At 52.2% G+C, this 13,309-nt stretch carries 10 protein-coding genes; 9 read left to right on the forward strand and 1 reads right to left on the reverse strand.

Annotated features, from left to right (window positions below):
* Window positions 1–188 precede the first annotated feature (188 nt).
* Both ftsH and BQ2657_RS04345 read left to right on the forward strand, forming a co-directional pair.
* The gene (ftsH, locus tag BQ2657_RS04340; protein WP_075579530.1) at window positions 189–2,087 is read left to right on the forward strand and encodes an ATP-dependent zinc metalloprotease FtsH; all 1,899 of its coding nucleotides are present in this window, start codon (window positions 189–191) and stop codon (window positions 2,085–2,087) included.
* Window positions 2,088–2,219: 132 nt separating this feature from the next.
* Window positions 2,220–3,815, forward strand: a complete 1,596-nt coding sequence (locus tag BQ2657_RS04345) for a hypothetical protein (RefSeq protein WP_075579531.1) — start codon at window positions 2,220–2,222, stop codon at window positions 3,813–3,815.
* 41 nt (window positions 3,816–3,856) lie between these two features.
* Here the strand turns inward: BQ2657_RS04345 and BQ2657_RS04350 are convergent, their stop codons facing one another.
* A complete protein-coding gene (locus BQ2657_RS04350; RefSeq protein ID WP_075579532.1) occupies window positions 3,857–4,429 on the reverse strand; it encodes a HutD/Ves family protein in 573 nt (190 codons plus the stop codon).
* A 205-nt stretch (window positions 4,430–4,634) separates the two neighbouring features.
* Between BQ2657_RS04350 and ftcD the strand changes: the two genes are divergently transcribed.
* From ftcD to BQ2657_RS04385, 7 genes are all read left to right on the forward strand, one after another.
* A complete protein-coding gene (ftcD, locus tag BQ2657_RS04355; protein WP_075579533.1) occupies window positions 4,635–5,540 on the forward strand; it encodes a glutamate formimidoyltransferase in 906 nt (301 codons plus the stop codon).
* 27 nt (window positions 5,541–5,567) lie between these two features.
* A complete protein-coding gene (locus tag BQ2657_RS04360) occupies window positions 5,568–7,238 on the forward strand; it encodes a formate--tetrahydrofolate ligase (protein ID WP_075579534.1) in 1,671 nt (556 codons plus the stop codon).
* A gap of 18 nt (window positions 7,239–7,256) precedes the next feature.
* Window positions 7,257–7,877, forward strand: a complete 621-nt coding sequence (locus tag BQ2657_RS04365; RefSeq protein WP_075579535.1) for a cyclodeaminase/cyclohydrolase family protein — start codon at window positions 7,257–7,259, stop codon at window positions 7,875–7,877.
* Between the two features lie 108 nt (window positions 7,878–7,985).
* The gene (locus BQ2657_RS04370) at window positions 7,986–9,515 is read left to right on the forward strand and encodes an HAL/PAL/TAL family ammonia-lyase (protein ID WP_075580981.1); all 1,530 of its coding nucleotides are present in this window, start codon (window positions 7,986–7,988) and stop codon (window positions 9,513–9,515) included.
* A gap of 250 nt (window positions 9,516–9,765) precedes the next feature.
* A complete protein-coding gene (locus tag BQ2657_RS04375) occupies window positions 9,766–10,227 on the forward strand; it encodes a (2Fe-2S)-binding protein (protein ID WP_075579536.1) in 462 nt (153 codons plus the stop codon).
* Window positions 10,224–11,060, forward strand: a complete 837-nt coding sequence (locus tag BQ2657_RS04380) for an FAD binding domain-containing protein (RefSeq protein ID WP_198524514.1) — start codon at window positions 10,224–10,226, stop codon at window positions 11,058–11,060. The genes BQ2657_RS04375 and BQ2657_RS04380 overlap by 4 nt, the downstream gene beginning before the upstream one ends.
* Entirely contained in the window at window positions 11,057–13,309 is a 2,253-nt protein-coding gene (locus tag BQ2657_RS04385; protein WP_075579538.1) for a xanthine dehydrogenase family protein molybdopterin-binding subunit, read from the forward strand. The genes BQ2657_RS04380 and BQ2657_RS04385 overlap by 4 nt, the downstream gene beginning before the upstream one ends.

The following is a 13,309-nucleotide window of genomic DNA, read 5'->3' on the forward strand; positions in this document are numbered from 1 at the left end:
GAAGACGCCTGCATCGTGAGATGCAGGCGTTTTTGTGTGGGTCAAGGCTTAATGACCAAAGGAGAAACTCCGCGGCTGGCGGGTTTCTTTTTTAACAGAAAGTGTTAAAATTACTCATGTAATTCTGTATAGTTGTGTTATAATGTTAAGAAAACAGTTACATTTTCATTGTAGAAAGGATGGATACCATGGAAAACAAAGATCCGGACAAGCAGTCGAAACGGGTCCGCCTGTATTACATCGCGGCCATCTTGCTGATCCTGGTTATCAATACAATCATCAGCCCTATGTTTTTCCAGCCCAAAGTCCACGAAGTCAGTTACACCAACTTTCTGAACATGGTGGATGAAGGCAAAGCTTCCAAGGTGGAAATCACCAAGGACCGGATTGCTCTCCTTTGCAATCAGGATGGAAAAGAACAAATCTATGTTACGGGCAGGGTGGATGATCCGGAATTGGTCAGCCGTCTGGTCAAAGCAAAAGTCGAATTTTCCCAGGTGATCCCTAAGCAGGAATCTCCCATTATGAGCTTCTTCAACAATTGGATCCTGCCCTTCCTGCTCTTTATGGTCATCGGACAGCTGATCATGCGCTATCTGGGACCTAAAATGGGCGGAGGCAACATGATGAGCTTCGGGAAGAGCAATGCCAAGGTTTACATTGCCGCCCAGACGGGAAAAACCTTCAAGGATGTAGCCGGCCAGGATGAAGCCAAGGAAGCCCTTCAGGAAATCGTCAATTATCTCCATAATCCGGCAAAGTACAAGGCCATCGGGGCCGTCATGCCCAAGGGTGTCCTGCTGGTGGGTCCTCCCGGCACTGGGAAAACCCTGTTAGCCAAGGCTGTAGCCGGGGAAGCCAAGGTTCCTTTCTTTTCCATTTCCGGTTCTGAGTTCATTGAGATGTTCGTAGGCATGGGCGCGGCTCGTGTCCGTGACTTGTTCAAACAGGCCCAGGAAAAGGCACCCTGTATTGTCTTTATCGATGAAATCGATGCCATCGGGAAAAAACGGGACAGCGGTTCCTTTGGCAGCAATGATGAGCGGGAACAGACCCTGAACCAGCTGCTGTCTGAGATGGATGGGTTCGACGGCAGCAAAGGGGTCATTATCCTGGCTGCTACTAACCGTCCGGAAGTCCTGGATAAAGCGTTGCTGCGGCCCGGCCGTTTTGACCGGCGGGTCCCTGTGGAACTGCCCGATCTCCAGGGACGGGAAGCCATCCTGAAAGTCCATTCCCATGATGTGAAGATGGATCCCCAGGTGGATTTCCACACCATTGCCTTGGCAACCAGCGGTGCTTCTGGAGCAGAGCTGGCCAACATCGTCAATGAGGCAGCGCTCCGTGCTGTCCGGATGGGAAGGTCCCAAGTGATCCAGGAAGATTTGGAAGAGAGCGTGGAAGTGGTCATTGCCGGCGCCCAGAGAAAGGGTGCGGTGATTTCTCCCGAAGAGAAGAAGGTCATTGCCTACCACGAAATTGGCCATGCCCTGGTGGCAGCCAGCCAGAAGGATTCGGCACCTGTCCATAAGATTACCATCATCCCCCGGACTTCAGGAGCTTTGGGGTACACCATGCAGGTGGATACCCAGGAAAAGGTACTCATGAGCCGGGAAGAATTGTATAACAAAATCGTGACACTGACCGGAGGACGGTCTGCGGAAGAAGTGGTGTTCAATCTGGTGACCAGCGGTGCCTCCAACGATATCGAACAGGCCACCAAACTGGCTCGGGCCATGATCACTCGGTTCGGGATGACGGATGAATTCGACATGGTAGCCCTGGAAACGGTGAACAATGCTTACCTAAGCGGGGATACTTCCCTTTCCTGTGCTCCGGAAACTGCGGCCCGGATCGATGAAGCAGTCTTTGCTGTGGTGAAGAAGGCCCACAAGGAAGCCCGGGAAATCCTGGAAGCCCACCGGGAAAAGATGGATGAGCTGGCCCAGTACCTTTTGAAGAAAGAAACCATTACGGGAGATGAATTCATGGCCATCCTCCACGGTACCATGAAAGAGGAAGAGCCAGCGACAGTGGAGACCACCGCTGTTACGGAAGCAGAAAAAAATCAGGAGCCTGAAGCCTGAAGCCGGGAACTGCCAGACTTCAAGACTATGGACGCTGGAAAGGGGCTGTTGCACGTGCAGCAGCCCCTTTTCTATGATATAATGGACTTCCCTATGTAATCAATTTTCAGTTTCAGAAACAGGATGAGAGAGATGGAAACACGTACGAAACCCTGGAAACAGGGAAAAAGCATATTCGATTATATCAAAAACAATCTGGATCAGGAGGGGTTCTTCACCAAAGAAAATCTGGAAGACCGGGCTGTGGTGGCAGGAGACAATCAGGAACTGCTGGAGCCGGGAGCCGCAGATGCTTTCTTGGCCAGCAGCGGACAGGCGGAAGAAGCATCCGATGCGGTGGGTACCCAGATCTATCAGGTCCTGGAAGCCTATGCGGAAGATCCGACTCCGGAAAATGCCACCATGCTCTATATGGGAATTTCCTCCACGCCCTGCATCCTTTACTATGAATCCCTAGTGGATGCCCTGAGCGAAGAACGGATCCCCCAGCCTTTGTGGGAACTGGCCCGCGAATGGCTTTATGAAGCTTCCAGCCGGGAAACCGTCAAATTGGCCATTGTGATCTGTGGCCTTTACATGCTGAATGAACAGAATCTGGTGGTGAACTGGCAGCTGAAACGGGATCTGCTGCTCCTGGCTCGGTGCGAAGAATTTACCAGCTTTGTCATCTATGCCCTGGAGCTTTGCCATCAGCTGGAACAGGAAGATCTTCAAGATATGCTCCAGCATACTTCCGGTTGGGGCAAACTGTGCGCCATACAGACCTATGATTTTTCCACGCCGGAGGATCAGGCCTGGCTGGTGATCCACGGATGTGAACTGACCATTACCTATCCGGCTGTTTCCGTACTGATCTTTTCCAATGTCAATATTCCGGCGCTGCTGGATGAGCCCCATTTGGAACCTCCGCAGTTCGGAGGAATCTGCCGGCTCCTGTTGAATTACCTGGCTTTCCTCCTGGGCTTCCAGCAGGTGCAGCTTCCGGATGCTGAGAAACTTCCGGTCATCGATCTGTTTTCCGTCATGCAGAAATTCCTGAAGCATGCCAGAGAATACCATAGGGATCTGATGGCTGCCGCGGCCTTGACCAATCTGGCGGAAGGCTTCCAGACCATGGTGGATGATGAATGTTGGGACTATCTGACCATGAATCAGTGCCATATTTTGATCAGTGAGCTGGAATCCCTGGTGCTTTCCATTGACTGGCTGCCGGAAATCAAGAAAAAACTGGTGGAAGAAGATGGAAGGACCAATCTGGTGGTGATCCATATGGCCTATGCGCTGGATCTGGATATCCATAAGGAATTGTGGAGCCTGTTGAAAAAAGATCCCAAGCGGACTGAGCTGTACGAATTCCTCCTGGACACCTCGGATAAGAGAAGGTTCAATCGGGTCATGAAGTTCGCACGGGAGCATGCCGATGAATACCTGCAGGAGGAACATGAGATGGAACCCCTCCTGGAGGCACTGACTGACCACCCAGGAGAAGGAGAGGACCTGTTGGAAAAAGCCTTGACTTCCATTTATGATTCCTGCCGAGGAACGGCTCTGGGGGTGCTGGACAGCTGGCCGGACAAGAACTGGTCTCCTCAGATGCGGCTGGCTCTCTTGAAAGCCAGGGAAATGAGCCAGCATCCTCTGCTGAAACTGCGGGTGGATGTACTGCTGAAAAAGAGGACCATGGATTTTGCCAGTTTCCTGGATGTGATCCATGAACACCAGAAGTAAAAAATGGGGGTGCTGCACGTTGCGGGCAGCACCCCCATTTTTCAATCCTTCACTTCGACAAAAATCACTTCAGCTCCAGCCGGCAGCTGCATGGGAACAGTTCCTTCATCTGGGGAAAGAACATAAAGGGTATCCCGTTCCAGGGGAAGGTCCCTGAGGGCGGCGCCTTGGAGCTGTTCTTCCGGCAGCAAAGGGACATAGAGGAAACGCTGGCCCTGGGAAGGCGGCAGGGTTTGAGAGCCCTTCAGCCGTTTGTAAGCGGCGGACATCCCTTTTTGATACATCACATTGAAATCCACCGCTTTTCCTACTGAATGGGTATGCCAGCTTCCGTCAAAGAAAGCCTCTTCCAAGGGTGCCAAGGTTACCTGGCGGTTGCCGTCTTCCGGAAAAGTCAGGGTAAATCCTCCTTGTAGGGGCGTGATGATCCGCTGGTAGCCCTGGACCAGGGTGAAATCGGATTCTGCCAGATCCACAGTCGCGGAACTGATCCGGATGGCAAAATTCCGGTTGGCATAGCTTTTGTCCGGGGGATAAATATAGAATTCTGTCGTGGTCCCGCCCGACCAATGGGATGTAGACGCTTTCGAACGGGAAATCTTCTGTATGCTCATAAATACCACCTCTTCCTGAGAAGATTAAACTTCAAAACCATCCTAGGGAACAAACGTCCAGAAAGTGTCAAAAAATAAAAATATCGGAAAAAATTGATTTCAGACGTTTTTTAGGCGAAGAATTCATACTATAATAACAACTAAGGGCATAGCGACATGCCTTTCAGCTGCTAACAAACTATAACAGGTTGATGGAGGTGCCATTATGGCAAAGAAGTTAGTTGAATTTGTACCGAATTTCAGTGAAGGCCGGGATAAAGACAAGGTTGAAAAGATTGTTGACGAAGCCCGCAAAATCAAAGGGCTGAAGATTCTGGACTATTCCAGCGATGCGGACCACAACCGTTCTGTAGTGACCATCATCGGCACTCCTGAAGCTGTTACGGAAGCAGCCATCAATATGGCCAAGGTTGCAATCCAGCTGATCGATATGCGGACACACCATGGTGCACATCCCCGGTTCGGTGCCGTGGACGTGGTTCCTTTCACCCCGGTCATGGGCGTCACCATGGATGAATGTGTGGCCATTGCCAATGCAGTGGGCAAAGCCTATGGAGATATGGGGATCCCTGTCTATCTGTATGAAGATGCCTGCACCAAAGAAGCCCGTCGGAACCTGGCATCTGTCCGGAAAGGACAGTATGAAGGCTTCTTCGAAAAAATCAAGGATCCAGAATGGAAACCTGATTATGGCCCGGCTGTCATGAATGAAAAATCCGGCTGTTCCGCAGTAGGGGCCCGGGTACCTCTGGTTGCCTTCAACGTGAACCTGGACTGCAGTGACAAGGCTGTGGCAGATGCCATTGCCAAAAAAGTCCGGAACATCGGAGGCGGCCTCCATTATGTAAAGGCCATGGGTGTGAAATTGGAAGAACGGAACCAGGTACAAGTTTCCATGAACCTGGTGAACTATGAAAAATCCGCTGTTTACCAGGCTTTTGAGATGATCAAGATGGAAGCCCGCCGGTATGGGGTCAATGTGGTAGGCAGCGAAGTGATTGGGACAGTTCCCATGAAGGCGCTGCTGATGGCTGCTGAATATTATCTGCAGATCGAAAACTTCAACATGGATGAAATCCTGGAAAAACGGCTGTTGGAACTGGAAGAGTAAAGCACTGCCCGCAGAGGAGGAAAATCGATGCTGAGCGATATTGAAATTGCACAAAAAAACGTCATGGAACCCATCAGCAAGATTGCGGATAAAATGGGGATCCTGCCGGAAGAACTGGAACAGTATGGCCATTACAAAGCCAAGGTTTCCCTGGATGTATTGAAACGTCTGGAAAAGAAACCCAACGGGAAACTGGTCCTGGTGACCGCCATTACGCCCACCCCTGCCGGTGAAGGAAAATCCACCACCAGCATCGGGCTTGCACAGGCATTGAACCGGATCGGGAAAAACGCTGTGGTCGCCCTGCGTGAACCGTCTTTGGGGCCTGTTTTCGGCATTAAGGGGGGCGCTGCTGGAGGCGGTTATGCCCAGGTGGTCCCCATGGACGACATCAACCTGCATTTCACTGGCGATATGCATGCCATCACTGCTGCCAACAACCTGCTGTCAGCTATGATCGACAACCATATCCACCATGGCAATGAACTGCGGCTGGATGCCCGGCAGATCACCTGGCGCCGGGTCATGGATATGAATGACCGTGCCCTGCGGAACGTGGTGGTAGGACTGGGCGGCAAAGTCTGCGGTTTCCCCCGTCAGGATGCCTTTACCATTACGGTGGCGTCGGAGATCATGGCCATCCTGTGCCTGGCCAAAGATCTGGAAGACCTGAAGGCACGGTTCGGACGGATCGTCATCGGCTGCGATTTGGATGGGAACCCGGTCCATGTCCACCAGCTGGGCTGCGAAGGAGCCATGGCCATGCTGATGAAGGATGCCATCAAACCGAATTTGGTCCAGACGCTGGAACATACGCCGGCCATCATCCACGGCGGTCCCTTTGCCAATATCGCCCATGGGTGCAATTCCCTGCTGGCCACCAAGATGGCCCTGAAACTGGGAGATATCGCGATTACGGAAGCCGGCTTCGGTGCTGACCTGGGCGCAGAAAAATTCATGGACATCAAATGCCATTACGGCAATCTGTATCCGGATGCCGTGGTGCTGGTCGCCACCATCCGGGCTCTGAAGATGCACGGCGGTGTCGCTAAGACAGATCTGGGCCAGGAAAATGTCCAGGCTGTCAGCGATGGGTTCTCCAACCTGGCCAAACAGGTGGAAAACATGCGGACCTTCGGTCTGCCGGTACTGGTGGCCATCAACAAGTTCGCGACCGATACACCGGCGGAAATCGACATGCTGCTCCAGAAATGCGCCAGCTACGGTGTGGAAGTCAGCCTGAACGAATGCTGGGAAAAGGGCGGAGAAGGCGGCATCGATATGGCCCACAAACTGGTAGGGATGCTGGAAGAACAGAAACCCCAGAAAGTGGAACTGTACGATGTGAACGATTCTATCCCCAACAAACTGAAGGCCATTGTGACCAAGATCTATGGCGGCGATGGGGTGACCTTCACGCCCAATGCCAAGAAACAGATCAAACAGCTGGAAGATTGGGGACTGGATAAACTGCCGGTGTGTGTGGCCAAGACCCAGTATTCCCTCAGTGACAATCCGGCGCTCCTGGGAGCTCCCAAGGGCTTCAAGATCAACGTACAGGATGTGCGGGTATCCAATGGGGCAGGATTCATCGTGTGCCAGACCAGCAATATCATGGTCATGCCCGGCCTGCCTAAGAAACCGGCTGCCTTGAAAATGGACATCGACAACAATGGCAAGATTTACGGCCTGTTCTGACAGGGAGGAATGGATCCAATGGAATTGCGGAAACTGACTGTAGAAGGTTTCATCAATGAAACCGCTTCTTCTTCACCGGCTCCTGGGGGAGGCAGCATTGCAGCTCTCAATGCGGCTTCTTCGGCAGCCTTGATCACCATGGTGGCCAACCTGACCCTGGGAAAAGAAAAATATGCAGCCGTTGAAGGGGACATGAAAGAAGTGGCTGCCAAAGCTGGTGCCCTGAAAGATGATTTCCTGGCGCTCATCGACGAGGACAGCAATGCGTTCAACAAAATCATGGCTGCTTTCAAGCTGCCCAAGGATACGGATGAAGCCAAAAAGGCCCGGAGTGCAGCCATCCAGGATGCTACCAAAGGTGCGGCCTTGGTTCCTTTCAAGGTGGGACAAAAGGCCAATGAACTGTTTGCCCTGGCGGAAGAAGTCATCACCAAAGGGAACCAGAATGCCATTACGGATGGTGCGGTGGCGGCCATGAATGCCAGAGCTGCTGTGAGAGGTGCCTTCCTGAATGTAAAGATCAACCTAGGCAGCATCAAAGATGGACTGTTCGTGGAAGATCTGCAGAAAAAGATGGCCGAAATCGAAAATGAAGTGGATGCCCGGGAACAGGCACTGCTGGGTAAAGTGAAACTGTAAGTGAAGAAAGGGTAATCCCTCAAGGGGTTGTTGCACGTCAGAAAGAGAATCGGTACGTGTAACAGCCCCTTTTTCCTACATGGAATCAGAAAGGAAAGTGATTGGATGATGGCGCGGACAATTGCGTTGGGACCGCATATGGATCTGTATGATTTTATGGATGTGGTCCGGAACCATGGAAAGGTGGAGTTTTCTCCAGACTACTGCAATCGGGTCAACCGCTCCCGTTCCCTGGTGGAAAAATGGGTAGAGGAAGAAAAGGTCATGTACGGGGTCACCACTGGTTTTGGAGCTCTGTGCACCAAGGCCATCAGCCGGGAAGAAACGGCACAGCTCCAGGAAAATATCATCCTTTCCCATTCGGTTTCCGTGGGAAAACCCTTATCGGAAGAAGCTGTCCGGGGAACTCTGCTGATGATCCTCCAGAACTTGGGACAAGGGTACAGCGGAGTCCGTCTGGAAGTCCTGGAACAGCTCCGTCAGTTCCTGAATCGGGGTTTGACGCCATGGGCTCCAGGGGACGGCAGTGTTGGGTATCTCAGCCCGGAGGCCCATATGGCATTGGTCATTACCGGAAAGGGACGGGCTTATTATCAGGGAGAACTCCTGACGGGAGAAAAAGCCCTGGAACGGGCGGGTCTGTCTCCCCTTCCTCTTGCTTCCAAGGAAGGACTGGCGCTGGTGTCCGGAACGACTTCTGCCACGGCACTGGCGGCCGTAGGGCTGTATGACATGCTCCAGGCTGCCCGGACGGCAGATGTGATCGGTGCCATGAGCCTGGAAATCCTCCAGGGGGTCATGAATGCCTTCGACCCCAGGGTCATGGCGGTCCGTCCCCATCCGGATCAGGCCAAAGTGGCGGAAAATATCCGGAATCTATTAGCTGATTCCCAGGTCATTGCAGAAGCCCAGGGCAAAAGGGTACAGGATGCATTGTCTCTCCGGTGCATCCCTCAGCTTCATGGAGCTGCCCGGAAAACGCTGGAAGATGCTTTGAAGAACCTTGAAACGGAGATGAATTCTTGCTGTGACAATCCCATCCTGTGGCCGGAACCGGGAAACGAGGCTGTGATTTCCGCCTGCAATGCAGATTCGTCCTATGTGGGAGTATCCATGGATGCTTCCTGTATCGCAGCCACCATGTTGGCCAAGATGTCGGAACGGCGGAACAACAGGATGATCGATGGCAGTCTTTCCGGATACCCCTGGTTCCTGATCCAGGATCCAGGACTCAATTCCGGCTTGATGATCCCCCAGTATACCCAGGCAGGACTGCTGAACCAGATGCGGATCCTCTGTACCCCGGCGGTGATCGACAATACACCCACCTGTGGGAATCAGGAAGATTATGTGGCCATGGGCTACAACGCTGCGAAAAAGTCCCTGGCTGTGGCAGAAAAACTGGAATACATCCTGGCCATTGAACTACTTTCTGTTTATGAAGCACAGCCCTTTGTAGATAGGAACCTGCGGCGGAGCAGTGCCAGCCGGAGTGTCCTGGAAGCAATCGGGGAAAAGGTGCCGGGAATGGAAGAGGATTTCTATCTCTATCCCCAGATCGAATTCCTGAGAAGCTGCATCCATGGCGGGAAAATCCTGGAATGGGCCGAAAGCGGGATGCAGAAAAAAATTTTGTAAGGAAAGCCCAGAAAGACTTACTCCAAAAGTGTACTGATTGAACATCAAGTATACAGAATGAAGAAAAGATTGGAGAATTTATTTCAAGGCTGTAAGGAATTGACGATTTGCAGACGTTGATTTAGTATAATAAAGTCATAGTTTTCATATAGAACTGTCGTTGCCTACAACCAATCATCCAGATAAATATCCATATATGAAAACAACTAAATCAAAAAGTTATATATAGAGTTATAGGGGAGGGAAAGAAGTGAAGATCAGAGCCGTCGTCAACGGTGCTGCCGTAGAAAAAGAAATCGACGGGAGCAAGCGTCTGATAGATTTTTTAAGAGAGGATCTGGGGCTGACGGGAACCAAGGAAGGATGCTCGGAGGGAGAATGCGGGGCCTGTACGGTCATCCTGAACGGGGAAGCTGTACCTTCCTGTCTGGTCCTGGCAGGACAGATCCAGGGAGGAGAGATCCTGACCATCGAAGGACTGGAGAAAAACGGGGAACTGGACCTTCTCCAAAAGAAGTTCATTTCCCATGGGGCCATCCAGTGCGGTTTTTGTACGCCGGGTTTCCTGATGAGTGCCAAAGCTCTTTTCATGAAAAATCCTCATCCTTCATCGGAAGAAATCCGCCGGGCCATTGAAGGGAATATCTGCCGCTGCACTGGCTACATCAAAATCGTCGAAGCCATCGAAGATGCAGCAAAGGAGATGGAATGATGTTTACTGCTCCTGCTGATGAAAAAGAACTGCAGGCTGCCTTGAGCCAGGCTGACGAACGGACCTACCTGATTGCCGGAGGGACAGATCTCTTGATCCATCTCCAGAATCGCAAAGAAACCGACTGCAGTTTCATTGATTTGACCAAGGTGAAGGAGCTCCAGGGAATCCGGGAAGAAAAAGACTGGATCGATATCGGAGCCCTTGTGACCATGACAGAGCTTTGTGCTTCCCCTCTTGTAAAGGAAGAACTCCGGGCCTTGTACTTGGCGGCCTACCATCTGGGATCGGAACAGATCCGGAACCGAGCAACCCTGGGAGGAGCCATTGCCAACGCTTCCCAATCCTCTGACTGCAGTGTTGTGCTGTTTGCTTACGGAGCTTTGGTTGAAATTTTCTCTGCCCAGGGAGAACGCCGCAAGGTCCCCATGGACCAGTTCATTAAGGGGAGGGAAAAGACTTGCCTGGATCGGGGAGAAGCGGTCAGCCGGATCCTGATCCCCCGCCAGGAAAGGAGCAGCATGTTTGGCAAAGTGGGGGCCCGGAAAGCGGTCACAATTGCAAAAATCAACTGTGCCATGGATTTCCGCATGGAGGAGGGGCTGATCCAGAAGGCCAGTATCTATCTGGGGGCGGTCGGAGTAAAGCCGGTGGAAGCCAGACTTTTGGAAAATTATTTCCAAGGGAAATCTTTTGCTGAGATCGCTTTGCAGGATGTGCAGGAATTGGGAAAGGAAGAAGTGGAAAAAGCCATTCCCACTCGGCCTTCCCGTTTTTACAAACGGGTAGCGGTACAGGGATTGCTGGAAGATATGATAGGGGCGCTGCCATGAAACAGTTCAAATACATCGGGAAACGGTTCCAGCGGGAAGACAGCCTGGAGCGGGCAGAAGGGAAGACCAAATTCCTGGCAGACTGCAAACGGCTCAACATGCTCTATGGGAAGTTGATCCTCAGTGAACATGCCCATGCGGATTTCCAGCTGGATACAGAAGAAGCCCTGAAAGTCCCAGGGGTTTACAAGATTTTGACTTATGAGGATATTCCTCATGTTGCCTATAATTCTATGGAATGGTTCACCGGGATCCAGGCCCAGCGGGATGAATATATCCTGAATGAAAGGGCCCGCTTCGTGGGGGATCGGATCGGCCTGATCCTGGCGGAGTCGAAGGAAGCCTGTGAAAAGGCCTGGTGCAAAGTCAAAGTGCAGTATCAAGATCTTCCGGTGGTGGCCGATCTCCAAACGGCTCAGGAAGATCGGATCCTGGTCAGAGGGAAGACCAATCTGGCTTATGAAAAAAACATCGGGTATGGAGATCTTGCAAACGCGGAAGCCGAGGCCGATTTCATTGTGGAAGACCGAGGCTCTACGCCCCGGACCCACCATCTAGCCATCGAACCCCATATTGCCATGGCGGAAGTGGATGATTTTGGGAATCTGGTTGTGTACAGCCCGGGACAAGTGGTCTTTGCAGCCCAGATGCAGCTTTCCCGGATCCTGCATCTGTCCTATGCCCGGATCCGGGTCATCAAGTGCAATATGGGGGGATCCTTCGGCGGAAAACAGCAGCCGCTGCTGGAACTGACTGCAGGAGTCGCCGCTTGGCTGACTCAGCGGCCTGTCCAGATCTACATGAACCGCCGGGAAAGCATGATCGGTACCTTTACCCGGAACGGTACGGAGGCTCGGGTCGCAACAGCAGTCCGGAAGGACGGGAAAATCCTAGAACGCAAGGTGGATACCTGCTTTGACGGAGGGGCTTATGATACCAACAATACCAGTATCGTAAATGCCTATGCCAAGAAACTGTTCCGGTTGTACCGGATCCCGGCCCAGGAATTCCATGGCCGTGCCTATTATACGGACAAGACGCCGGGGGGTGCCTGCCGTGCCTATGGAGGCCCCCAGAACCATGCCATCACGGAAGTCAATATAGACCATGCTGCCCGGGTCATCGGCATGGATCCCTGTGAATTCCGTCTGAAGAACTTGGTGGAACCCTATGATGCAGATCCGGTGGGAGGCCCGAATCTGGGAAAAGCAGCGGTGAAGGAATGTCTCCGGAAAGGGATGGAAGCTTTCCACTGGAAAGAAAAATATGCCCATATCCGGGAACAGAACAATGACCGCTATGCCTATGGCGTAGGGGTTGCCTGTGCAGATCATGGCAACGGGTATTTCGGGGCTTTTCCGGAATTTACCAATGTGGAGATGATCCTTCATCCGGATGGGACGGCCTTGGTCAAGATCGCTGTCCATGAGCAAGGCTGTGGGACCCTGGATTCTCTGCGGCTGACGGCAGCAGAAGCCTTGGATCTGGCACCGGAGAAGATCACCATCACGGAAGCAGATACGCTCCTGACCCCCTATGATTCAGCGGGGACCCAAGCCAGCCGCGTGACTTTTGTTTCCAGTGGAGCCATCTTACAGGCCGGGAACCAGCTGAGAGAAAAGATTTTCCAGACACTGCACGAAGTGGAGAAAATCGAGCCCGATCTTCTTTATACGGATAACGGGACTGTCAAAGTCAAAGGATCTGATAAGACCTATACCTATGGAGAGATTGCTACCCTCCGGGAGAAAAAAATGTTCGATCCTCTGAGTGTCTATATCCATTATGAACCTCATTCCAATCCAGCTGCTTATGCGGTGTCCTTTGCCCAGGTGAAAGTGGACAAGAAAACCGGACTGGTGGAGGTCCAAAAACTGCTGGCCGTCCATGATATCGGCCAGGCTGTGAATCCCACCCTGGTGGAAGGGCAGATCCAAGGCGGTGCCCAGTTCATCTTAGGCATGGCCCTCAGTGAAGAACTGGTCTATGACAGCAAGGGGAATGTGAAGAACAGCAGTCTGTCCAAATACCACACCCTCAATGTGCAGGACATGCCTCCAGTGGACATCATCCTGGTGGAAAGCCATGATGAAAGTTCTCCTTTCGGAGTCAAGAGCGTGGGGGAAATGTCTGCGGTAGCGCCTGGACCGGCGGTGGTCAATGCCATCAATCATGCTTTGGGGACGGAACTGACAGATTACCCTCTGACCCCAGAGCGGATTATAGAAGCCTTAGAACAGAAAGGATGA

Origin of the sequence: Acidaminococcus massiliensis (assembly GCF_900095825.1) — a bacterium.
Lineage (GTDB): Bacteria > Bacillota > Negativicutes > Acidaminococcales > Acidaminococcaceae > Acidaminococcus > Acidaminococcus massiliensis.

What these genes read in the sequence shown, in the direction of transcription:
- BQ2657_RS04360 (WP_075579534.1), top strand. Translation starts at nt 5,568, where the DNA reads ATGCTGAGCGATATTGAAATTGCACAAAAAAACGTCATGGAACCCATC.
- BQ2657_RS04370 (WP_075580981.1), top strand. Translation starts at nt 7,986, where the DNA reads ATGGCGCGGACAATTGCGTTGGGACCGCATATGGATCTGTATGATTTT.
- BQ2657_RS04345 (WP_075579531.1), top strand. Translation starts at nt 2,220, where the DNA reads ATGGAAACACGTACGAAACCCTGGAAACAGGGAAAAAGCATATTCGAT.
- BQ2657_RS04365 (WP_075579535.1), top strand. Translation starts at nt 7,257, where the DNA reads ATGGAATTGCGGAAACTGACTGTAGAAGGTTTCATCAATGAAACCGCT.
- BQ2657_RS04350 (WP_075579532.1), bottom strand. Translation starts at nt 4,429, where the DNA reads ATGAGCATACAGAAGATTTCCCGTTCGAAAGCGTCTACATCCCATTGG.
- ftcD (WP_075579533.1), top strand. Translation starts at nt 4,635, where the DNA reads ATGGCAAAGAAGTTAGTTGAATTTGTACCGAATTTCAGTGAAGGCCGG.
- BQ2657_RS04385 (WP_075579538.1), top strand. Translation starts at nt 11,057, where the DNA reads ATGAAACAGTTCAAATACATCGGGAAACGGTTCCAGCGGGAAGACAGC.
- ftsH (WP_075579530.1), top strand. Translation starts at nt 189, where the DNA reads ATGGAAAACAAAGATCCGGACAAGCAGTCGAAACGGGTCCGCCTGTAT.
- BQ2657_RS04380 (WP_198524514.1), top strand. Translation starts at nt 10,224, where the DNA reads ATGATGTTTACTGCTCCTGCTGATGAAAAAGAACTGCAGGCTGCCTTG.